This window comes from Hydrogenophaga sp. (genome assembly GCF_019635465.1).
GTDB lineage: Bacteria > Pseudomonadota > Gammaproteobacteria > Burkholderiales > Burkholderiaceae_C > Hydrogenophaga.
The window spans coordinates 206,377-228,030 of the sequence record NZ_JAHBZK010000005.1; the positions used below are offsets into that span (position 1 = coordinate 206,377).

Here is a 21,654-nt window from a genome sequence, read left to right on the forward strand (position 1 = left end):
TTCCGCAGGGCCAGCGGCCTGGCCGACGCATCAAGCCGGGGTCAGCGGCGCGATCGTCTGCTCGATGGCGCCGAAGATGCTCTGACCATCCTTGCCCTTCATTTCGATGCGGATGGTGTCGCCGTACTTCATGAAGGCGGTGGACGGCTTGCCGTCGAGGATGGTTTCGATGGCACGCTTTTCGGCAATGCAGCTGTAGCCCTTCGGCCATTCCTTGCGGCCGTCCACTTCCACCCCTTTGTTGCTGACCGTGCCGCTGCCAACAATGGAGCCGGCCCGCACATTGCGCGTCTTGCAGATGTGCGAGATGAGCTGACCGAAGTGGAAGGTCATTTCGGGGCCGGCGTCGCACATGCCGACCTTGCGACCGTTCCAGGTGCTCTGCAGCGTGAGGTGAACGCGCCCACCCTGCCAGGCGTCACCGATCTCGTCGGGCGTCACGGCCACCGGGCTGAAGGCCGTGGCGGGTTTGCTCTGGAAGAAGCCAAAGCCCTTGGCCAGCTCGGGCGGAATCAGGTTGCGCAGCGACACGTCATTGGCCAACATCAGCAGACGAATGCCATCCAGCGCCTGCGCCGGCGTGGCGGTCATGGGCACGTCGCCCGTGACGACGGCAATCTCGGCCTCGAAGTCGATGCCGAAGTCCTCGCTGGGGCAGATCACATCGTCGGTGGGGCCGATGAAATCGTCGCTACCGCCCTGGTACATCAAGGGGTCTTCGTAGAAGCTGGCCGGCACCTCCGAGTTGCGCGCAGCACGCACCAGCTCCACGTGATTGATGTAGGCCGAGCCGTCGGCCCACTGGTAAGCACGCGGCAGCGGCGCCATGCACATGGCCGGATCGAACGGAAACGCGTGGCGCGCCTTGCCCTGGTTGAGCGTGACGTAGAGGTCCTGCAACTGCGGCGAGATGAAGTTCCAGTCGTCCAGGGCCTGCTGCAAAGTCTGCGCAATGCCGGTCGCATAATGGGCCGTGCTCAGATCGCGCGACACCACCACCAGTTGTCCGTCGCGTGAGCCATCCTTGTAGGTGGCGAGTTTCATGCCGTTCTCCTGCTGCCGTTTCGGGTGATATGGGGCCCCGGCTGGTTCGGGGCCATAATTACGAATAGTGAAATCCATTCACCTATGCGTAAGCGCGAGATTCTAGACCAAAGCCCGAACGACGACAGCGACGATGCCGAACCCCAGCGGGCCGGCATTCAGTCGGTCGAGGTCGGCTTCGAGTTGCTCAAAGCCATGTCCGAGGCCAGTGGCCCGCTGATGCTGCGCGATCTGGCGGCTGCGGCCGGCATGAGCGCGGCCAAGGCACACCGGTATCTGGTGAGCTTCCAGCGCCTGGGCCTGGTCACCCAGGACCCGGTCAGCACCCGCTACGACCTGGGTCCGGCCGCGTTGCGCCTGGGCCTGGCCAGCCTGTCACGCATCGACGCCGTCAAACTGGCGCGCGAGCGCGTGGACGACCTGCTGCAGGAAACCGGGCACACCGTCGCCATCGCGGTCTGGGGCAACCAGGGGCCCACCATGGTGCATTGGGCCGAGGCGCCACAAACCGTGCCTGTGACCCTGCGTCTGGGCGACGTGATGCCCATGCTGACATCGGCCACCGGTCGCTGTTTCGCGGCCTTCATGGGCAACGAAGGACGGGACGCACAACGCATCGCCCCCATGATCCGCGATGAGCTGGCGCGGCTGAAAAAGCTGCCGCGCAACGGCACGCTGCCGCCGGACTTGCCCCAGACCAGCGCAGAGGTCGACGCCATGCTGGACGAGGTCAGGCAACGCGGGTTGGCCCGCGTGGTGCACAGCCTGCTGCCGGGCGTGGCGGGCTTCTGCGCACCGGTGTTCGACGCCCAAGGGCATCTGGTGCTGGCCATGGTCGTGCTGGGCTCGGTCAGCACCCTGGACACCGACTGGGCGAGCGCACCCGCCACCGCTCTGCTGCGCGCCACCCGTCGGCTGAGCGCCGATCTGGGGCACCCTGGGCAGTGAGTGGGGTCCCAGGCCACATGGGTCTTGTAGCCACGTCTCCCAACCGCCGTACCGTGCTGGGCCTGTTGCTGGGCACCGGGCTGGTTGCTTCGCGCGCCGGCACACCGCAAACCGCTGCCGTCGTCTGCCGCCCACCCCCCAGCGTCGTGCTCGACTACGACGTGCAGGGGCGCATCAGCGGCTTCAACTTTCGCGCCGACGGCCAGCTTGACTGGCGCCTGGACGCCAACGGCTACCTCGCCCGCCTGTCCCTGTCGATGCCGCTGCTGGGCAAGCGCGAGCAAACCAGCGAGGGCCTGATCGGGCCTGATGGCTTGCAGCCGGAGCGCTTCGTCGATCGGCGACGCTCCAAACAGCGCCAGGTGCAGTTCGAGCGCGCTGACCACCGCATCCGCTTCGGCAACGACGCGGCGGTGACCGATTTGCTCCCCGGCGCGCAGGACCGCCTGAGCCTGTTCATGCAACTGGCCGGGCTGATGCGTGCGCAGCCGCGCAAGTCGGGCGAACACGTTGAATTCCAGGTGGCCGGTTTCGGTGATGCCGAGGTGTGGCGTTTCGACATTGGCGCGCAGCAACGTCTTGATTTGCCTGCGGGCCAATTGGGGGCTGTCCACATCGCGCGCGCCCCCCGCAAACCCAACGACAGCCGAGTGGAACTCTGGCTGTCACCGGAATTGGACCACCTGCCGGTTCGTCTGCGCGTGACGCAGCCAGAAGGCGATGTGGCCGATCAGCTGCTCGCACGGCGCCCCTGAGCGGTCAAGCAGCGCGGAACCCAAAGCGCGAGAAAAACCACAACCCTTGAAATAAATGCCCCTGCCGACCATATGTGGTCTCAAGGGACTCCACCCGGACCACCATTTGCCGATATAAGGGCAACAGGTCTGGAGCCAGCACAAGGAACACGCGCCATGCACATGCTTTACGACTCGGACGCTTTTGCGGTCGTTCACATCCTCGCCAACGCACCGGCCGAGGGTGAGCCGGAGGTCGACGAGGGACCCCAGATGCCTCGCCACGGTTTCGAGATCGTGGACAAGCGCTCGGGCAAAGAGGTCTACCTCGACGGCTCCTGGGCCGAGATGTTCCAGCAGCAAATCGTTGAGTGGCAACGCAACAGCCCTTCGCAGGAAGAGGTCGAAGACACCCTGGAAGGCTACGCTTCGCTGGCCCAGAATCCGGTCGTCATGCACTGAGGCGCACCCAGCACTCCCCGCAAGCCCGGCCACTCAGCCGGGCTTTTTGTTGCCTGAACGACTTCAGCAGGTCGCCGTCGTCGCGCGGGCCTCGCGCCAGCGAAACACCGGCTCGGCCAGCACCAGCACCGCCACCAGGCGGCACACCTGAAACGCCGTGACCACCGGCACGCCCAGTTGCAGCACCTTGGCCGTGATGGCCATCTCCGCGATGCCGCCTGGCGCGGTGCCCAGCAGCATCGTCACCGGGTGCAAGCCGGTGAGCCGGCCCATGACCCAGCCGAAACCAGCGCACAAGCCCATCATCACGAGCGTTGCCAGGGCCACGGAGGCCAGCCAGCGCGGGGCGGTGTGCACGAACGCCGGCGTGAAACGAACACCCAGGCTGACCCCGATGAACAATTGCGCCGCATTGGTCAGCCATTGAGGCAAGGCCGACCACTGCTCCCCCGCCAGCGTCACCACCATGGTGGCCACCAGGGCCCCCATGAACCAGGGGTTGGCCCGCCCCAGGCTTTGCATCAGCAAAGCGCCCGCCAGGGTGATGGCCGCCAACGCGGCCAGCCCGACGGGTTGCACCACCCGGATGGCGGGTGGCAGGGTGTCGATGCCGTGCACGCCAAAGGCCTGCAGGGCGAAGGGAATCGTCACCGTGACCAACAGCACACGCAGGCTGTGGGCGGCGGCCACCAGATCGGTACGGGCGCCCTGGCGCTCGGCGATCAGGGTCATTTCAGACGCCCCCCCGATCGCGCCGGCGAAGTAGGCAGTGCTGCGCCATTGGGCCGCGGGCAGCGGCAGGTGCGCGGCATGGCTGCGCTGCAACCAGGTGCCAAAGGCCAGGCCCAGCATCAGCGCCCAGGCCACCGCCAGTCCGATGGCCCACCACAGGCTGGCCACCAGCGCACCCACCTCGGGTGTGAAGTACAAGCCCAGCGCCGTGCCGATCACCCACTGCCCCAGGTTGCGCAAGGGCGTCCAGCTTTCGGTCGCCACGCCCAGCACCGACACCAGCGCCGTGACCAGCAACGGACCGATCATCCAGGGAATGGGTGTGCCCAGCCACACGCACGCACGCGCCGCGGCAAAGGCCAGCAACAAGGTCAGGGCCGCTCGCGTCCAGGACGCAGGGCTGAAGCGAGACAGGAGTGGGGGCACGGCGGACAAACCTGCATGCAGGGTGCAGGCAAACGGTGGCTAGTATCGGCGCATGGCCTGTCGATCCGCTGTCACCCTCGCTTTGTCCCTGGCTTTGCTGCTGGGGGGCTGTGCCACCCCAACGCCCGATACCGTCGAACGGCTGCTCGCGCGGGTCGGCGACACCCCGCTGCTGTTGATCGGCGAGCAACACGACGCCCCGGAACATCAGGCTTTGCAGCAAGCGATTGTCGAATCGCTCGCCCGAGGCAACCAGCTCGTGGCGGTGGTGATGGAAATGGTCGACGCCGGCCACGACACCCATGGTCTGCCGACCAGTGCCAGCGAAGCCCAGGTGCGTGAAGCGCTGGCCTGGCGCGACGCAGGCTGGCCGTGGCAGACCTATGGTCCGGTGGTCATGGCCGCCGTGAAGGCGGGCGTGCCGGTGTTCGGTGGCAATCTGCCGCGCATCGCCATGCGAACCGCCATGATTGACCGCTCGCTCGACCAATCGGTCAGCAAGGCGGTGTTCGACCAACAGCGCGAGGGCATTCGCGAGGCCCATTGCGACTTGCTGCCGCCCAATCAGCTGGCGCCGATGACACGCATCCAGCTGGCACGCGACCGCTCAATGGCGCAGGTGGCCACGGCCCTGGTGCAACGGGGCAAGACCGTGCTGCTGATTGCCGGCAACGGGCACGTGCGCACCGACCTGGGCGTGCCCTTGCACCTGGCCAGCCAGTTGCCTTATCGCGCCGTGGTGGCGCGCGCCGGCGAGGCGGCACGCGATGTGCCGGCCCACGCCTACTGGGACACGCCCGCGCTGCCAGAGCGCGACCACTGCGCGCAGCTGCACGAGCGGTTCAAGCGCTGAGGCGCGAACCGGCGACGTCGATCAAGCGGGCAAGCGTTTGATGGCGTCGGCCAGCACCGAGACCATGGTCTCGATGTGCTCGCGCTCGACGATGTAGGGCGGCGCGAACACGAGGTTGTCGCCCGCATTGCGCACCAGCACGCCGCGGTGGAAGCAGTCGAGGAAGACATCGAAGGCGCGCTTGCCGGGCATGCCGGCCTGCGGCGCGAGCTCGACCGCGCAGGCCAGACCCAGGCTGCGGATGCCGATGACGTGCGGCAGGCCCTTGATGGCGCTGAACATGGCGTCACTGAGCAACTGGCCCATCTCGCCCGCGCGGGCAAACAGGTTCTCGCGCTGATACAGCTCCAGCGTCGCGATGGCGGCCGCGCAGGCCACCGGGTGGCCCGAGTAGGTGTAGCCATGGAAGAACTCGATGGCGTGGTCGGGCGCGTTGCCGTGCGCGCCCATCATGGCGTCGTAGATGCGCTGGCTGCAGATCACGCCGCCCATGGGGATCACGCCGTTGGTGACGCACTTGGCGAAATTGAGCATGTCGGGCTGCACGCCGTACCAGTCGGCGCCGAAGGCCGTGCCCAGGCGCCCGAAGCCGGTAATGACCTCGTCGAAGATCAGCAGGATGCCGTGCTTGTCGCAGATTTCGCGCAGGCGCTTGAGGTAACCCTTGGGCGGCACGTACCAGCCCGCGCTGCCCGCCACCGGCTCGACGATCACCGCCGCCACGTTGCTCGGGTCGTGCAGCGGCAGGATGCGGTTTTCCAGCTCGAGCAGGATGTCTTCTTCCCACACCGGCTCCTGGTGCTGCACAAAGGCGTGCCTGAGCGGGTCGTGGATGAAGCGCAGGTGATCCACCCGCGGCAGCAGGCTGGTGCCGTAGACCTTGCGGTTGGCCGGAATGCCGCCCACCGACATGCCGCCAAAGCCCACCCCGTGGTAGCCGCGCTCGCGGCCGATGAACAGGTTGCGCTGGCCTTCGCCACGCGCGCGGTGATAGGCCAGGGCCACCTTCATCGAGGTGTCGGCCGCCTCGGAGCCCGAGTTGCAGAACAGCACCTTGTTCAGATCGCCGGGCGCCATGGCCGCGATCATCTCTGCGGCGCGAAAGGCCTTGTCGTTGCTGATGCTGAAGGCGGTGGCGTAGTCCAGCGTGTCCAGCTGCTGTTTGATCGCCTCGTTGATGGGCGCGCGGTTGTGGCCCGCGCCGACGCACCACAGGCTGGAGATCCCGTCGATGACCTGGCGGCCGTCGTGGGTGGTGAAGTGCATGCCGTCGGCCGCCACGAACACACGCGGGTCCTTGGCGAAGCTGCGGTTGGGGGTGAAGGGCAACCACTGGTTGTCCATGCGAAATTCGGTGTAGGCCATGGCGGCGTCTCCTCGCGGGCAATGATCGGCGGATTCTGGCACCGACCGCGACCGGCCGATGGCGCCACTGATGAAGTACGCGCCAGGCCCACCAGCGCGGCCGGCGGCGGGCTGCGACAATCGCGCCGCCATGGAAAACACCTACGTTCTCACCCTGTCCTGCCCCGACCGCCCGGGCATCGTGCACGCCGTCTCCGGCTTTCTGTTCGAGCGCGGCGGCAACATCGAAGAAGCGGCCCAGTACAACGACCACGCCACCGGCCTGTTCTTCATGCGCGTGCAATTTGCCTGCACGCAATTGACCCGTGCCGATCTGGGTGAGCAGCTGGCGGCCTTCGCTGCCCCCTTCGAGATGCGCTGGGGCCTGCACCCGCTGACCCAGCCAATGCGCACGGTGATCTTCGTCAGCAAGGAAGGGCACTGCCTCAACGACCTGCTGTTCCGCTGGAAAAGCGGCCTGCTGCCGCTGGACATCCGCGCCATCGTGAGCAACCACCGCGACTTCTACCAGCTGGCGGCCAGCTACAACGTGCCCTTTCACCACGTGCCCATGTCCGCGGCCACCAAGACGCAGGCCGAGGCCCGGCAGCTGGAAATCATTCGGGCCGAGGAGGCCGAGCTCGTGGTGCTGGCGCGCTACATGCAGATCCTCTCCAACGACCTGTGCCGGGAGCTGGCTGGCCGGGCCATCAACATCCACCACAGCTTCCTGCCCAGCTTCAAAGGCGCCAAGCCCTACTACCAGGCGCACGACCGCGGTGTGAAGCTGATCGGCGCCACCGCGCACTACGTGACGGCCGATCTGGACGAAGGGCCCATCATCGAGCAGGACGTGGCGCGCGTGGACCACACCGACACCGTGGAAGACCTCACGGCCCTGGGCCGCGACACCGAGAGCCAGGTATTGGCGCGGGCCGTCAAGTGGCACAGCGAGCACCGTGTGCTGCTCAACGGGCACAAGACCGTCGTCTTCAAATGAATAGGACGCCCCCCGATGCAGCCCTGCGGGCTGCCTCCCCCCACTGGGGGGCGCGCGGCCGCTTCGGGGCGGCCGTGCGCGGCGCACCCCGGCTCGGTCACGTCGCTTGAAACGTATCGCCATGACGATGCGCATCCCGCCCATTCAGTGCCTGCTCACGTTCGAGGCACTGGCGCGGCTGCGCAGCGTCACCCAGACCGCCGACGAGCTCAACGTCACGCCCAGCGCGGTCAGCCACCGCATTCGCCAGCTGGAAGAAGCCCTGGGCACCAAGCTCTTTGGCCGCGCCGATTTTTCGTTGACCACCGAGGGCATCGAGTACCTGGCCCGCGTGCGCGAAGGCCTGGCGTCGCTGCAGCAGTTCCCGTCGCAACAGGCCTCGCCGGGCCGGCGCAAGCTGCGCCTGGCGGTCACGCCAACGTTTGCGCGTTCGATCCTGCTGCCCCGCCTCAAGCAGTTCAGCGATGCCTACCCGGAAATCGACCTGACGCTGCAGGTCAGCATTCCGCTGCTGGATGTGGTGGCCGAAGACGCCGACCTGATGGTGCGGTTCGGTACCGGCCGCTATGCGGACGTGGAGCACCTGTTGCTGGCCAAGGACGACATCTCGCCCATGGCCTCACCCGCCTTCGCTCGCGAGCACGGCCCGTTCGATACCCCCGAAGACCTGGCGGGTGTGCCCATGCTGCGCAGCCCGCTGGAGCCCTGGCGCACCTGGTTCGCCGCCCACGAGCTGGACTGGCCCGAACCCGTTGAGGGCTCGCAGTTCAACGACATTGGCCTGATGTGCGACGCCGCCGCCGCCGGTATGGGCGTGGGCCTGCTGCGCTACAAGCTCGCGGCGCCCTGGCTCGACAGCGGCGTGCTGATTCCCCTGTACCCCCGGCGCGTGCCCAGCCCGCACGCGCACTACCTGTGCTGGCGCAGCGGAACCATGGAGCGCTGGGAGTGCGCGGCGTTTGCTCGTTGGCTGCAACAGGCCATGGGCTAGGGTTTCCCCCTGGCTGCGCAGCATCGGCGCAACGCCGATGCTGCACGCAGCGGCAAGCGTGTAACTCGAAGTTACAGTCGCGCATCAATCCAGATGAGGGAGTACAAATGTTCGGAAGGATGGCCCTTCTCGTGGCGTGCCTGACCATGACCGGTTGCGCGACCGTCCTCAACGAGACCACCCAGCCCGTGAAAGTCGAAACGCTGACCGCAACCGGCGAAGTGGTCACGGGCGCAGATTGCAAACTGGGCAACGAGTATGAGAGCGTAAAAGTCAGGTCGGGCAACACCGCAGACGTCAGGCGATCCGGGACCGATCTGGACATCGTTTGCAGCCACCCGGACAACCCCGATGCCAAGGCCCGGGCCGTCTCGCGAGCCAACTCCGGCATGTTTGGCAACATCATTCTGGGCGGCGCTGTGGGCGCCATCATCGACCACAGCAAGGGCACGGCCTACACCTACCCCACCTGGGTGCAGCTGGTGTTTGGCAAGACGCTGATCTTTGATCGCAAGGACGAAAAAGACGGCCAACCTGTCGCAGGCACCGACACCGGCGCCCCGCCCAGCACGACGACCAGCAAAGACGCCAATCCATCGCAATCGCCGATGCCCGCCACCGCGGGTTCGGCAAAGCCCGGCGAGTCCAGGGTGACGATCGACGACCTGCGAGGCCTGTTGCCGCCCCAAAAGTGAGCACCATGCGCCGGCACACCCTGCTCCTTTCTGGTTTGGTACTCGGCATCTCGATGGCCCAGGCCCAGCCCGTCCTGACCCCGGAGACACTCTTCGAGCGGGTCGCCCCCAGCGTGTGGACGGTGCGCACGGCCGACACCGAAGGCAGACCCCTGACCCAGGGCAGCGCCGTGGTCATCGGACCGGGCCGTCTCATCACCAACTGTCACGTGCTGCGCCGCGCGGCACGGGTGTCGGTGGGCCGCGAGAACGTCAGCTACGGCGCCGAGCTTGAGCACCCCGACACCGAGCGCGACCTGTGCCAGCTCAAGGTCGCCAACTTCAGCGCGCCACCCGTGACCATTGCCCCGCCCGAATCGTTGCGCGTGGGTGCGCGGGTGTACGCCATCGGCGCACCGCGCGGGCTGGAGACCACCATCAGCGACGGCCTGCTATCGGGCATCCGGCGCAATCAGCGCGCCGCGTTTGAGGCGCTGCAGATCACGGTGCCTGTATCGCCGGGCTCGTCCGGGGGGGGGCTGTTCGACGCGTACGGCAGGCTGATCGGTATCACCAGCTTTGTCCTGAAGGACTCACAGAACCTGAACTTCGCGGTACCCGCAAGCTGGATCGCCGAGGTGCCCGAGCGTGCGCAGGCGGCCCAGGCAGCGCGCAATGCGCCGCCGCCCGACACCGGCAATGGCGCCAGTTCCGCGGCTGCCACTGCGGCCAGCCGGGTCTTCGAGTACCGCCTCACCGACCGCTCTACCGGCAACTTCAAGTCCATCGTCTACCGGCTCGATCGCGTGGAAGGCGATCGCATGGTCTTCAACAACGGTGACCGCATCGAGCGCGAAGGCGGAGGCGTCATCGAGAACAAGCAACCTCTGGGCGGTGAGTTCGATCTGGTGATGCCGCCCGGCGGGTGGGTGTCGAGCAAGCCAGAGCTCGGCGCTGCCTGGCGGCTCGACTACAAGTCCCGTCTGAGTTACGGCAGTGCGCACATGGAGTTGCGGGCCCGCGCGACCGAGACTTCGTCCATGCGCATCGGCACGCGGGACTTCGACGTGGTGGTCGTCCGGTTCGAGGGGTACACGACCCGCTCCACCGCCGGTTTCTCCAGCTACAAGGCCTCTGCCTGGTATGCGCCGGCGCTGGGCCGCGTTGTTCGCTTCGAGGCCAAGGCGCATGATCGCTACATCTATGTGGACGAAGCGCTCGAGCTGGTGGACATTCGCAGCGAATGATCCGATTCCCATGAAACCCTACGCCCTTTTGCGTCAGCTGCCGTTGTTCGGCACCCTGGCCCTGACCTGCGCCGCCCAGGCCCAGACCGACCTCACCCCCGAAACACTCTTCGAGCGGGTCGCCCCCAGCGTGTGGACGGTGCGCACGGCCGACACCGAAGGCCGACCCCTCACCCAGGGCAGCGCCGTGGTCATCGGGCCCGGCCGCCTCATCACCAACTGCCACGTGCTTCGCCGCGCGGCTCGCGTGTCGGTCGGGCGCGAGAACGTCAGCTACGGCGCCGAGCTTGAGCACCCCGACACCGAGCGCGACCTGTGCCAGCTCAAGGTGGCCAACTTCAGCGCACCACCCGTGACCATCGCTCCGCCCGAATCGTTGCGCGTGGGCGCGCGGGTGTACGCCATTGGCGCACCGCGCGGACTGGAGACCACCATCAGCGACGGCCTGCTATCGGGCATCCGGCGCAACGAGCGCGCCGCGTTTGAGGCGCTGCAGATCACGGTGCCGATTTCACCGGGCTCCTCCGGCGGTGGTCTGTTCGACGCGCAGGGGCGGTTGATCGGCATCACCACCTTCGGATTGAAGGACTCGCAGAACCTGAACTTCGCGCTGCCCGCGAGCTGGATTGCCGAGGTGCCCGAGCGCGCGCAGGCGGCACTCGCGGCGCGCAATGCACCGCCGCCACCGGTGGCTTCAGGCGGCACCGCCGCCGTGCCCCAGGGCGATCGGGTCTTTGAATACCAGCTGCGTGACCGCCGCTCGGGTGTGTCGCAAAAGGTGATCTACCGCCTCGATCGGGTCGAAGGCGACCGCATGGTGTTCAACAACGGCACCCGTGTGGAACGCGTGGGTGGCGGCGTGCTTGAAAACACGCTGGCGATCGGTGGTGAGTTTGACGCCTTGATGCCCAACGGGGGCTGGATACCGTCCAAACCAGAACCAGGGAGCAGCTGGCGCCTTGACTACACCAGAGGTCAGGGCGATGAGGCCCGGCAGGTGGAACTGCGCGCACGCTACATCGACGCCAGCAGACTGCGGGTGGGTGCGCGTGAGCTGGACGTCATTCATGTCGAGTTCAAGGGGTTCGTCAGGCGAATGGTGTATTCGGTGCCCTACACGCTCAACGCGTGGTACTCGCCGGAACTGGCCCGGATGGTCCGGTTCGAGACCGTGGCCAACGGTGGGCATGGTGTGGGGCGGGTAAACATCGACGAGGTCCTGGAATTGATCGACATCCGCAGCGAGTGACTGGAGCCCCATGAGAGCCCTTACCCGTGTTCGTCAGCTGCCGTTGCTCGGCGCCCTGGCCCTGACCTGCGCCGCCCACGCCCAGACCGACCTCACTCCCGAAACACTCTTCGAGCGGGTCGCCCCCAGCGTGTGGACGGTGCGCACGGCCGACACCGAAGGCAGACCCCTCACCCAGGGCAGCGCCGTGGTCATCGGGCCCGGCCGCCTCATCACCAACTGCCACGTGCTGCGCCGCGCCGCGCGCGTGTCGGTGGGCCGCGAGAACGTCAGCTACGGCGCCGAGCTGGAGCACCCCGACACCGAACGCGACCTGTGCCAGCTCAAGGTCGCCAACTTCAGTGCGCCACCCGTGACCATCGCCCCGCCCGAATCGCTGCGGGTGGGCGCGCGGGTGTACGCCATCGGCGCACCGCGCGGGCTGGAAACCACCATCAGCGACGGCCTGCTCTCGGGCATCCGGCGCAATGAACGCGCCGCGTTCGAGGCGCTGCAGATCACGGTGCCGATCTCACCGGGTTCTTCGGGTGGCGGGCTGTTCGACGCGCAGGGGCGGCTGATCGGCATTACGTCATTCGGATTGAAGGACTCGCAGAACCTGAACTTCGCGCTGCCCGCGAGCTGGATCGCCGAGGTGCCCGAGCGCGCACAGGCGGCTCTGGCGGCGCGCAATGCGCCACCGCCCGTGGCCGCGACCACCGCCTCGGCCCCCAAAATGGACCGGGTGTTCGAATACAAGCTCACCGACCGATTCACGGGCAACACGCAGACGGTGGTCTATCGGCTCGACCGTATCGAAGGCGACCGGCGCATCTTCAATGGTGGCGACCGCGTCGAGACAGCGGACGGCAAGGTGGAAACCAACCGCCTGGGCGCTGGCGGTGAACTGGACCTCGCCATGCCGCCGGGCGGCTGGGTCTCAGGTACACCCGAGGTGGGCACCAGCTGGCGCCTGGACTACTCGTTGCGGCACGCCGATGTCGAAATTTCCATGGAGCTGCGCGCGCGCGTGGTAGACGCCAGCACAGTGCGCGTCGGCGAGCGCGAACTGAAGGTCGTCAGGGTGACCCTCGAAGGCTACACCCGTCGCCTCACGGGCAGACACGTGTCGTTCGGCGCGCCCTACAAGGCCTCCGCCCTTTATGCACCCGCGTTGGGTCGCATCGTGCGCTTCGAGGCGGTGGCCAAGTCACAGATCTTCCAGGTTGACGAGTCCATCGAACTCGTCGACATCCGCAGCGAGTGAGCGCGGCCAGCCTGCCGCGCCCGCCTCACTCGATCGTCAGTCGCTGACCCGCCACCGCGGCCTTCTTGGGCAGCGTCAGGCGCAGCACGCCGTTGTCGTAGCGCGCCTTGGCGGCGGACTCGTCGATGTCCTGCGGCAGCTGAAAGCTGCGGGCCACTGCGCCGAAGTAGCGCTCGCTGCGCAGCACGCGCTCGCCATCGCGCTGGGCGTCGGCCTGCTTGACCTCGGCGCGCAGCGTCACCACGTTGCCTTCGATGGTCACGTGAATGTCGTCCTTGGCCACGCCGGGCACTTCGGCGTCGATGGCGTAGGCATTGCCCACTTCCTTCACGTCCACCTTCATCTGCGCGGGCAGCGCGTCACCATGCAGGGGTTTGACAAAGAAGCCGGGCGCCACGTCGCGAAAGAGGTCGTCGAACAGGTTGCCGCGAGAGATGAGTCCATTCATGGGTGAGTCCTCCAGAAGCTTGGCCGGTGCGACCGCCGCACTGCGCCATGCCCCCAAACTGACGTCGGCCCCAAACATTTCAAGAGGGGTGCCTCGCCGGACTTGACGGGCGTCAAACCGGCCTGAAGGAATTTTCAATCTGTGGCCGGGGCCGCGGTTCTACACTGCCCGGCAAGGAGACTTCCCCCATGAATGCGCCCACACTTCCCGCCGAAGCCGATCGAGTGCGCCGCGCCCAACGACAGGCCGAAGTGGTACAGGCCCTGGCCAGAGCCGTGCCCGCGCACGCGCTGCTGTGGCAGCCCGAGGACACCGTGCCCTACGAGTGCGACGGCCTGACCGCCTACCGCGAACGGCCGCTGGCGGTGGCACTGCCCGAGACCGAGGCCCAGGTGGCGGCCATTCTGAAGGCCTGTCACCAACTGGAGGTGCCGGTAGTGGCGCGCGGGGCGGGCACCGGCTTGTCCGGAGGGGCCATGCCCCATGCGATGGGCGTGGTGTTGTCGCTGGCCAAGTTCAACCGCATCGTCGACATCGATGTCCGCTCGCGAACGGCCACCGTGCAGGCCGGCGTGCGCAATCTGGCAATCAGCGAGGCCGCGGCACCGTTCGGCCTGTACTACGCCCCCGACCCCAGCAGCCAGATCGCCTGCACCATCGGTGGCAACGTGGCCGAGAACTCGGGGGGTGTGCACTGTCTGAAGTACGGGCTCACCTTGCACAACGTGCTGCAGGTGCGCGGCTTCGGCATCGACGGCGAGCCACTCACCCTGGGCAGCCGCGCCCTGGACGGCGCAGGCCTTGATCTGCTGCCGCTGATCGTGGGCAGCGAAGGGATGTTGGCGGTGACCACCGAGGTGGTGGTCAAGCTGGTGCCAAAACCCCAGCTGGCGCGCTGCATCATGGCCAGCTTCGACGACGTGCGAAAGGCCGGCGATGCCGTGGCGGCGGTGATCGCGCAAGGCATCATCCCGGCCGGCCTGGAGATGATGGACAAGCCCATGACCGCGGCGGTCGAGGACTTTGTGCACGCGGGCTACGACCTCACGGCCGAGGCGATTCTGTTGTGCGAGAGCGACGGCACGCCGGAAGAGGTAGCCGAGGAGATCGAGCGCATGAGCGCGGTCTTGCGCAACGCCGGCGCCACCGCCATTGCCGTCAGCCGAGACGAGGCCGAAAGACTTCGCTTCTGGAGCGGGCGCAAGAACGCCTTTCCGGCCAGCGGGCGCATCAGCCCCGACTACATGTGCATGGACTCGACCATTCCGCGCAAGCGCCTGACGGACATCCTGCTGGCCATCCAGGCCATGGAGAAGACCTACAACCTGCGCTGCGCCAACGTCTTTCACGCCGGCGACGGCAATCTGCACCCGCTGATCCTCTTCGATGCCAATGATCCGGACCAGCTCAAACGCTGCGAGCGCTTTGGCGCTGACATTCTGGAGACCAGCGTGGCGATGGGCGGAACGGTCACCGGCGAGCATGGTGTGGGGGTTGAAAAGCTCAACAGCATGTGCGTTCAGTTCTCGGGCGAAGAGAACGCGCAGATGTTCGCCATCAAGCGCGCATTTGATGCCAAAGGCTTACTGAATCCGGGCAAGGTGATCCCCACATTGCAACGCTGCGCGGAGTATGGGCGCATGCTGGTGCGAGGCGGGCGGCTCGCACATCCGGAAATACCTCGCTTTTGAGGCGCTTTTTGAGGTCGAAATACCCCTGACCGTGGGGTACATTGCGGCAATGAGCGTGTTGTTGCCGTCTGGTCTGACACCGCTGGCACGCCGCGACGGCGAGGTTGGCGAGACGGATCGCGAGCGCGCGCTGCTGCTGGAGCTGCGCACGCTGAAGGCCGAGAACGAATACCTGCGGCAACGCTACGCCCAGCACCTGAGTCCGGTCAACGGCGACGCACATGGCGTCAACGGCAATGCGAGGTTCCACGCGGACTTGCCACTCGACCTCAGTACAGCACTGACCGCCGACCCCGCTCACCACCCCACCCGCCTGGAATACGAAGCTCTGTTCGCCGCCCTGGGCAGCGTGTTTCCCATCGGCATCTTTCGCACCGACGAAGCGGGCTTGCTGACGCACATCGACGCTCAGCTGCAGCAGATTTTCGGCCTGGAGCGTGATGAGTTCCCCAACTTCGGCTGGCTGGCCCGGGTGCACCCCGAAGACCTCGAGCGTGTGCAAGCCCACTGGGTGCGCGCGATTTCCCGGGGTGAAGGCTTGAGTGTCGAGTTCCGGCTGATCAAACCCGACAACCAGACCGTCCATGTGATGGTGCGCAACGCGCCGCTGCGCGACGCCAATGGCCACCTGACCGGGCAACTCGGCTTCGTGCAGGACATCACCTCGCTGCGCGAGCTTGAAGCCGAAGCGCGCTTCAAGGAAGAGCTCAACCGCCAGATCATTGCCAGCAGTCCGGATTGCACCAAGGTGCTGGACCTGCAAGGCCGGGTGGTTCAGATCACCGACCAGGGTCGTCGCCTGGTCGAGGTCGACGATTTCGAACAGATCCGCCTGAGCGACTGGACGACCTGGTGGCCGGACGAAGGCGGCACCCTGGCGCGCTCGGCGATCGAGGCCGCGCGCAATGGCCAGAGTTCGCGCTTCGTGGCCTTTGGCAACACCTTCAAGGGCACGCCCAAGTGGTGGGACACGGCCATCACACCCATCTGCGATGCCCAGGGCCACCCCGTCATGCTGCTGGCGGTGTCGCGCGACATCACCGACCAGCACAACCAGCAGGAAGAAATTCGCCAGTTCAACGCGGAACTGGAGCGACGGGTGAAGGAGCGCACCGACGAGCTTGCCGACGCCAAGGAGCGTGTGAGCATGGCCCTGGCGGAGGCGCAGTCGCTCTACAACCAGGCACCGTGCGGCTACCACTCGCTCGACGCCAATGGCACCTTCGTGCTGATGAATCGCACCGAGCTGGACTGGCTGGGCTACGAACGACACGAAGTCGTGGGCCAATTGCACCTGCGCGATGTACTGCGCCCCGAGCATCTGGAATTTGCGCTGACCCGGCTCAAGGCCTTGGTGGAAGGGGCACGGATCGAACCCGCCGAACTCACCTTCCGTCGCCGCGATGGCACCGAGTTCATCGCGCTGGTCAGCAGCACCGCGGTCAAGGATGCCAAGGGCCGATTCCTGCGTACCAACAACACCTTGATCGACATCACCGAGCGCAAGGTGGTCGAACAGGCACTGGCTGCTCAAGGGCGATTCCTTCAGGCGATGACCGACACGGTGCCGGTTCAACTGGCCTACTTTGATCGCGACCTGATCTGCCGCTTTGCCAACGCCAGCTATGCGCGCTGGCGCGGTGGCGACCCCAGCAGCGTGGTCGGCCTGCACCTGAGCGACATTGCGCGTCAGGAGGACTACGAGGGCGCACGCGAGCGATTGGACGCTGCCTTGCGCGGCGAACACCAACGATTCGAAGGCGAGCGCGCCTTCCCCGGTGGCCCCACGTTCTACGCGAGTGTCGAGTACACGCCCTGGATCGAGAACGGCGTGGTCAGTGGCTTGATCATTCAGATGATCGACATCACGGAGCGCAAGGCCGCAGAAGACCGCGTAGGACAAGCCAACCAGCAACTGGGCCGCGCCCTGGACCAGGCCAAGGCGCTCTACAACGGCGCGCCTTGCGGTTACCACTCGCTCGACGTCAACGGCACCTTCGTGTCCATCAACGACACAGAACTTGAATGGCTGGGCTTTCGACGGGAAGAGGTGGTGGGACGCCTCAACTTCCGCGATGTCATTCCACCCAGTCAGGTCGCGCTGCTCGAATCCCGCATGGGCCGCATGCTCCACGACGACGCTGTGGATGCCGTGGAGTACGAGATGATGCGCCGCGACGGCTCGCGCTTCTATGCATTGCTGTCGTCGTCTGCGGTGCGCGATGCGCAAGGTAATTTCCTGCGCAGCAACACCACGGTGGTCGACATCACCCGCCGCAAGGCCGCAGAAGAGGCCTTGCGGGAACAACAGCGTTTCCTGCGCAACATCACCGACCGGGTGCCTGGCCTGATCGCCTACCTCGACGCCGATTTGCGCTTTCGGTTTGCCAACGCCGAGCACTTGCGTGTGTACGGCATGGATCCCAACCGAATCCTGGGTGAACCCATCAGTGAATGTGTGCCACCAGAGGTCTGGGCTGACATCGCGCCGCGCATGGCCGCGGCCCTGGCTGGCGTGCCCCAGCATTTCGAGACCTGGCGCCAGACCACCGATGGCCACCCGATCTTCATCAGTGCCAATTACCTGCCCGACCTCGACGCCGAGGGTCGGCCGCGCGGTGTCTTCATCCAGATCATCGACATCACCGAGCGCAAGCGCATCGAGGAGCGCGTCAGCCACCTCAACGAAGAGCTTGAATTGCGCATCCAGGAGCGCTCGGCCGAACTGCTGGAGAGTGAACAGCGGTTCAGGTTGATGGTCGACAACCTGCGCGACTACTGCATTTACTTTCTGGACGCCAACGGCTTCATCACCGACTGGACGGACAGCGCGCAGCGCATGGACGGCTATTCACCGGTGCAAATGCTGGGACGCCACTTTGGGGTGCTGTTCGACGCCGACAATCCCGAAGCGGGCAAGGCCGATGCAGAACGCATGCTGCGACTGGCGGCGTCGCGGGGCCAGCACGATGTGCAAAGCTGGCTCACCCGCAAGGACGGCAGTCGCTACTGGTCGCATTCGGTGTTGATCGCCTTGCGCGACCAGCACGGTGATCTCAAAGGCTTTGCCAAGATCAACCGCGACATGACGGACGCCAAGCAACTGGACGACCTCATGCGCAACATCAACGATGAGCTCGAAAAGCGCGTCGTTGAGCGCACCGAGCAGTTGCTGGCCGCCAACCGGGATCTGGAGTCGTTCTCGTATTCGGTGTCGCACGACCTGCGCTCACCGCTGCGCCACATCTCCAGCTTCGTGAGCCTGCTTGAAGAGCACCTGGGTGCCCAGCAGGACGAAACCACCAGCCGGTATCTGGGCACGATTGGCAACTCGGCCCGGCACATGAGCCAACTCATCGACGGCCTGCTCGCTTTCTCGCGACTGGGCCGCGCCGCGGTGAACTTCTCACCGGTCGATTTCAACCACCTGGTCAGTGCGGTCGTGTCGCAACTGGCCCACGACACCGAAGGGCGTGTGGTCGATTGGCAAATTGCCTCCGATCTGCCCATCGTCCATGGCGACGCGCTGCTGCTGCGCGAAGTGTGGGCCAACCTCCTTGGCAACGCCTTCAAATACAGTCGCCCGCGCGAGCGCGCCGTGATCGAAGTCAGCTGGTCCATCGAGCACGCGCGCGGCTACGTCTTCGCCGTCCGTGACAACGGCGTGGGTTTCGATACAAAATATTCGCAAAAGCTGTTTGGCGTTTTTCAGCGTCTGCACCGCGCTTCGGAGTTCGAAGGAACCGGTATCGGTCTGGCGCTGACCCGCCGCATCGTCGAGCGCCACGGTGGCAGCGTCTGGGCAGAAAGTCGCCTGGGCGAAGGCAGCGTGTTCTACTTCTCCCTTCCGATCGACAGCCCCCGTTTGTCAGACGCCACCGACTCGATGCCGGCCCCGCTCGAACCATGAACAAGAACGCCGACGCCATTCTTCTCGTCGAGGACAACCCCGACGACGCCGAACTCACCAAGCTGGCTTTGTCCCGCCATGGGCTGGACGGGCGAGTCACCCACGTCTCCGACGGCATGCAGGCGCTGGACTATCTCTACCGACGCAACCAGTTTGCGCAGCGTGCGGGCAGTCACCCGGTGCTGGTGCTGCTCGATCTGAAAATGCCCTTGCTGGACGGCATCGGCGTGCTCAAGGAAATCAAGTCATCGGATCAGTTGCACAACATTCCGGTGGTGGTGCTGACCTCGTCCACCGAGCCCAGCGATCTGCTGCGCGCCTACGACGCGGGCACCAATGCCTACATTGCCAAGCCCACGGAGTTTTCGCAGTTCCTGAGCGCCATGAAACACGTCTGCGAGTTCTGGGTGAACATCAACCAGACGGCGCCCCCACTGGCATCGGCAGGCGTTCGCAGCACAGGCTTCGGCGAACTGCTCTGACCTGAAGTCATCCGCCGGTCTTACCAGGGGTCAACGAAGCGGTTCGCCGCCATCGTGCCCACCGGTGCGCCTGCAAGACCACGCAGCAACCAGTCGCGCGTCTGCGCCGGGTCGATGACCGCATCGATCTCCAGCGTGGTGGCCATCGGAATGGCCGCGCCCTGGCGCACCTGGCGTGCCAGCAGCTCTTCGAACAGCTTTTCGCGTTCAGGTCCTTCGGGTTGCGCCTCCAGCTCCTTCCGATAACCCAGTCGCACGGCGCCTTCCAGTCCCATGGCGCCGAACTCTGCGCTGGGCCAGGCCACGGTGAAGCCCGGTTCGTGAAACCCGCCGGCCGTCAGCGCCATTGCACCCAGACCAAAGGCCTTGCGGACCACCACGCTGAACACCGGCACACGCAGATTGGCGGCGGTCACGAACAAGCGGCTGGCATGACGCACTTGGGCGCGGGCCTCCACGTCCGGCCCCACCATGAAGCCCGGTGTGTCGACCATGCTCACCAGAGGCAGGCCCCAGGCGTCGCACAGACGCATGAATCGGGCGAACTTGTCTGCCGCGTCCGGGTCGATCGCGCCGCCCAGGTGCAAGGGGTTGCTCACGGCAAATCCGACCGCTTGGCCACCCAGACGCCCCCACCCGGTGTGGATCGCCTTGCCGAAACCGTCACGCAACCAGATCAGGCTGCCGACGTCGGCCACGCCCTCTGCCAACGTGCGGCTGTCGTAGCTTCGCTGGCGACTCTCAGGCAGCGACTGACGCAGCGCGCGCTGGTCCGGCGCCTCGCAATCAGACAGCTTGCCCTGAAACAGCCCGAGGCATTGGCGCGCCAGTCGCACGGCATCGGCCTCGTCCTGCGCCAGGAGATCGATCACTCCGTTGGCGTGCTGAACCTCTGCCGGGCCGATTTCTTCCGGTCGAAACCGCCCGAGTCCACCGCCTTCGATCATGGCCGGCCCGCCCATGCCGATGTTGCTGCCGCGCGTGGCGATGACCAGATCGCAACACCCCAGCAGCGCCGCGTTGCCGGCAAAACAACGTCCGGCCGCAATGCCGATGGTGGGCACCCTGCCCGACAGGCGGGCCATCGCCGCGAACGTCCCCACATGCAGCCCGGCAACCACCGGCAGGTCGGTGTCGCCCGGCCGCCCGCCGCCGCCTTCGGCAAACAGAACCACCGGCAGCCCCTGACGCGCGGCGAGTCCCAGCAGGCGGTCGGTCTTCTGATGGTTGCGCATGCCCTGTGTGCCCGCCAACACAGTGGCGTCGTAGGCCAAAACCGCCGTACGGGTGCGCTCGGGCCCGAATTGCGCGGCATTGATCGAACCGATGCCGGTGATCTGCCCGTCGGCGGGCGTGTTGGCGACCAGGTCTTCTTCGCTGCGGCGGGACCGCTGGGCGGCCACGGCCAATGCGCCGTATTCGATGAAGCTGCCGGCGTCGCACAGATCGGCAATGTTTTCGCGCGCGGTGCGCAAGCCAAGCGCGTGGCGCTTGGCAACAGCCTCAGGGCGAGCCTTGTCGTCCAGGTACGCCATGCGCTCGCGCCATGCGCTCAGGTCGGCGCGCTCGGCTTCCAGATCGACGCCCTCGGACGGAGGCTGCGGCACGTTCGAGGCGACGTTACCCCCCTCGCCCAGGATCCAGAGGTGCTGCCCTGCTTGGACAATTTCGCCTGGCTGCACCAGCTGATCGACCAGCCGACCATTGCGATCGGCCACAAGCTCGTGCTCCATCTTCATGGCCTCGACGATCAGCAAGGCCTGCCCAGCGCGCACCGGGTCACCCGGTTGGGCGAGCCACGCTACGACCTGGGCCTGAAGTGGCGAAAGCAAAGGAAGAGTTGCCGCAGCGCGGCACGCTCAATAGATGTCGGAATCGGCCCACTGCGAAGAGGGACCGAACTCTTGCTGCTTGGCAGGCACGTTGAGGTTGAGCACAAACACGACTTCACCGCCGAAGCGCCCCACGCCGAGGCTCTTCATGAGTTGCTGCTCCTGCTCGGGGCGCTCCATACGAAGGAAGCAGATGGCCTGCTTGGTGCCTTCGTGCATGGCGGTCAGGATATCCAGGCGCGTGATGCGCCCGAACTCGCTGCACAACTGATGCAATGCGGATTTCAGGCTGGTCACGTCGCTGTGCTGCCTGAGTTCTGCCAGTGCGCTCACCTTGCTTA

General features: G+C 66.1%; 18 protein-coding genes and 1 pseudogene. 13 read left to right on the top strand and 6 right to left on the bottom strand.

Annotation, left to right across the window (positions count from 1 at the left end; genetic code table 11):
• Window positions 1–30: 30 nt before the first annotated feature.
• Window positions 31–1,044, bottom strand: a complete 1,014-nt coding sequence (locus KF871_RS06390; protein WP_291139826.1) for a fumarylacetoacetate hydrolase family protein — start codon at window positions 1,042–1,044, stop codon at window positions 31–33.
• A gap of 84 nt (window positions 1,045–1,128) precedes the next feature.
• On the opposite strand from KF871_RS06390, the gene KF871_RS06395 reads away from it, so the two are divergent.
• The 3 genes from KF871_RS06395 (at window position 1,129) to KF871_RS06405 (ending at window position 3,188) form a co-directional block, all read left to right on the top strand.
• Window positions 1,129–1,992: an IclR family transcriptional regulator gene (locus KF871_RS06395; protein WP_291139828.1), complete on the top strand. Its 864-nt coding sequence runs from the start codon at window positions 1,129–1,131 to the stop codon at window positions 1,990–1,992.
• A 17-nt stretch (window positions 1,993–2,009) separates the two neighbouring features.
• On the top strand, window positions 2,010–2,747 hold the full coding sequence (locus KF871_RS06400; RefSeq protein WP_291139829.1) for a DUF3108 domain-containing protein: 738 nt from the start codon (window positions 2,010–2,012) through the stop codon (window positions 2,745–2,747).
• Between the two features lie 156 nt (window positions 2,748–2,903).
• A complete protein-coding gene (locus tag KF871_RS06405; protein ID WP_291139830.1) occupies window positions 2,904–3,188 on the top strand; it encodes a DUF3567 domain-containing protein in 285 nt (94 codons plus the stop codon).
• A gap of 63 nt (window positions 3,189–3,251) precedes the next feature.
• On the opposite strand, the gene KF871_RS06410 is transcribed toward KF871_RS06405, so the two are convergent.
• Window positions 3,252–4,346 (bottom strand): AbrB family transcriptional regulator, encoded by a 1,095-nt coding sequence (locus tag KF871_RS06410; protein WP_291139832.1) that lies wholly within the window; start codon window positions 4,344–4,346, stop codon window positions 3,252–3,254.
• Between the two features lie 52 nt (window positions 4,347–4,398).
• Between KF871_RS06410 and KF871_RS06415 the strand changes: the two genes are divergently transcribed.
• On the top strand, window positions 4,399–5,199 hold the full coding sequence (locus KF871_RS06415; RefSeq protein WP_291139834.1) for a ChaN family lipoprotein: 801 nt from the start codon (window positions 4,399–4,401) through the stop codon (window positions 5,197–5,199).
• Between the two features lie 21 nt (window positions 5,200–5,220).
• On the opposite strand, the gene KF871_RS06420 is transcribed toward KF871_RS06415, so the two are convergent.
• Window positions 5,221–6,564, bottom strand: a complete 1,344-nt coding sequence (locus tag KF871_RS06420; protein ID WP_291139836.1) for an aminotransferase class III-fold pyridoxal phosphate-dependent enzyme — start codon at window positions 6,562–6,564, stop codon at window positions 5,221–5,223.
• A 130-nt stretch (window positions 6,565–6,694) separates the two neighbouring features.
• Here KF871_RS06420 and purU point away from each other — a divergent pair, with 130 nt between their 5' ends.
• From purU to KF871_RS06450, 6 genes are all read left to right on the top strand, one after another.
• Entirely contained in the window at window positions 6,695–7,543 is an 849-nt protein-coding gene (gene purU, locus KF871_RS06425) for a formyltetrahydrofolate deformylase (protein WP_291139838.1), read from the top strand.
• Between the two features lie 121 nt (window positions 7,544–7,664).
• Window positions 7,665–8,534 (top strand): LysR substrate-binding domain-containing protein, encoded by an 870-nt coding sequence (locus KF871_RS06430; RefSeq protein WP_291139840.1) that lies wholly within the window; start codon window positions 7,665–7,667, stop codon window positions 8,532–8,534.
• 119 nt (window positions 8,535–8,653) lie between these two features.
• Entirely contained in the window at window positions 8,654–9,229 is a 576-nt protein-coding gene (locus KF871_RS06435) for a hypothetical protein (RefSeq protein WP_291139842.1), read from the top strand.
• A 5-nt stretch (window positions 9,230–9,234) separates the two neighbouring features.
• Window positions 9,235–10,455, top strand: a complete 1,221-nt coding sequence (locus KF871_RS06440) for a serine protease (protein ID WP_291139844.1) — start codon at window positions 9,235–9,237, stop codon at window positions 10,453–10,455.
• Window positions 10,456–10,465: 10 nt separating this feature from the next.
• Window positions 10,466–11,704 (top strand): serine protease, encoded by a 1,239-nt coding sequence (locus KF871_RS06445; protein WP_291139846.1) that lies wholly within the window; start codon window positions 10,466–10,468, stop codon window positions 11,702–11,704.
• Between the two features lie 10 nt (window positions 11,705–11,714).
• Entirely contained in the window at window positions 11,715–12,950 is a 1,236-nt protein-coding gene (locus KF871_RS06450; protein ID WP_291139848.1) for a serine protease, read from the top strand.
• 25 nt (window positions 12,951–12,975) lie between these two features.
• Here the strand turns inward: KF871_RS06450 and KF871_RS06455 are convergent, their stop codons facing one another.
• A complete protein-coding gene (locus tag KF871_RS06455; protein WP_291139850.1) occupies window positions 12,976–13,398 on the bottom strand; it encodes an Hsp20/alpha crystallin family protein in 423 nt (140 codons plus the stop codon).
• A gap of 188 nt (window positions 13,399–13,586) precedes the next feature.
• Here KF871_RS06455 and KF871_RS06460 point away from each other — a divergent pair, with 188 nt between their 5' ends.
• From KF871_RS06460 to KF871_RS06470, 3 genes are read left to right on the top strand one after another with little or no spacing between them, the layout of a single operon-like run.
• Window positions 13,587–15,089 carry an FAD-linked oxidase C-terminal domain-containing protein gene (locus tag KF871_RS06460; protein ID WP_291139852.1) on the top strand — a complete coding sequence of 501 codons (1,503 nt, stop codon included), beginning with the start codon at window positions 13,587–13,589 and terminating at the stop codon, window positions 15,087–15,089.
• Between the two features lie 31 nt (window positions 15,090–15,120).
• Window positions 15,121–18,999: a PAS domain S-box protein gene (locus KF871_RS06465; RefSeq protein WP_291139854.1), complete on the top strand. Its 3,879-nt coding sequence runs from the start codon at window positions 15,121–15,123 to the stop codon at window positions 18,997–18,999.
• The gene (locus KF871_RS06470) at window positions 18,996–19,481 is read left to right on the top strand and encodes a response regulator (RefSeq protein ID WP_291139856.1); all 486 of its coding nucleotides are present in this window, start codon (window positions 18,996–18,998) and stop codon (window positions 19,479–19,481) included. Before KF871_RS06465 ends, KF871_RS06470 begins: the two co-directional genes overlap by 4 nt.
• A 20-nt stretch (window positions 19,482–19,501) precedes the next feature.
• On the opposite strand, the pseudogene KF871_RS06475 reads toward KF871_RS06470, so the two are convergent.
• Both KF871_RS06475 and KF871_RS06480 read right to left on the bottom strand, forming a co-directional pair.
• Window positions 19,502–21,313, bottom strand: a pseudogene (locus KF871_RS06475) (carboxyl transferase domain-containing protein); the annotation flags it as partial.
• Between the two features lie 27 nt (window positions 21,314–21,340).
• Complete coding sequence (locus KF871_RS06480) at window positions 21,341–21,646, bottom strand: RNA-binding protein (RefSeq protein WP_251708276.1); 306 nt, start codon at window positions 21,644–21,646, stop codon at window positions 21,341–21,343.
• Between the last annotated feature and the right edge of the window lie 8 nt (window positions 21,647–21,654).

Bases quoted from the DNA above. Each gene is read 5' to 3' on its own strand.
- KF871_RS06430 (WP_291139840.1), top strand. From the start codon at position 7,665: ATGACGATGCGCATCCCGCCCATTCAGTGCCTGCTCACGTTCGAGGCA.
- KF871_RS06390 (WP_291139826.1), bottom strand. From the start codon at position 1,044: ATGAAACTCGCCACCTACAAGGATGGCTCACGCGACGGACAACTGGTG.
- KF871_RS06400 (WP_291139829.1), top strand. From the start codon at position 2,010: ATGGGTCTTGTAGCCACGTCTCCCAACCGCCGTACCGTGCTGGGCCTG.
- KF871_RS06405 (WP_291139830.1), top strand. From the start codon at position 2,904: ATGCACATGCTTTACGACTCGGACGCTTTTGCGGTCGTTCACATCCTC.
- KF871_RS06470 (WP_291139856.1), top strand. From the start codon at position 18,996: ATGAACAAGAACGCCGACGCCATTCTTCTCGTCGAGGACAACCCCGAC.
- KF871_RS06455 (WP_291139850.1), bottom strand. From the start codon at position 13,398: ATGAATGGACTCATCTCTCGCGGCAACCTGTTCGACGACCTCTTTCGC.
- KF871_RS06415 (WP_291139834.1), top strand. From the start codon at position 4,399: ATGGCCTGTCGATCCGCTGTCACCCTCGCTTTGTCCCTGGCTTTGCTG.
- KF871_RS06435 (WP_291139842.1), top strand. From the start codon at position 8,654: ATGGCCCTTCTCGTGGCGTGCCTGACCATGACCGGTTGCGCGACCGTC.
- KF871_RS06420 (WP_291139836.1), bottom strand. From the start codon at position 6,564: ATGGCCTACACCGAATTTCGCATGGACAACCAGTGGTTGCCCTTCACC.
- KF871_RS06395 (WP_291139828.1), top strand. From the start codon at position 1,129: ATGCGTAAGCGCGAGATTCTAGACCAAAGCCCGAACGACGACAGCGAC.
- KF871_RS06450 (WP_291139848.1), top strand. From the start codon at position 11,715: ATGAGAGCCCTTACCCGTGTTCGTCAGCTGCCGTTGCTCGGCGCCCTG.
- KF871_RS06440 (WP_291139844.1), top strand. From the start codon at position 9,235: ATGCGCCGGCACACCCTGCTCCTTTCTGGTTTGGTACTCGGCATCTCG.
- KF871_RS06445 (WP_291139846.1), top strand. From the start codon at position 10,466: ATGAAACCCTACGCCCTTTTGCGTCAGCTGCCGTTGTTCGGCACCCTG.
- purU (WP_291139838.1), top strand. From the start codon at position 6,695: ATGGAAAACACCTACGTTCTCACCCTGTCCTGCCCCGACCGCCCGGGC.
- KF871_RS06460 (WP_291139852.1), top strand. From the start codon at position 13,587: ATGAATGCGCCCACACTTCCCGCCGAAGCCGATCGAGTGCGCCGCGCC.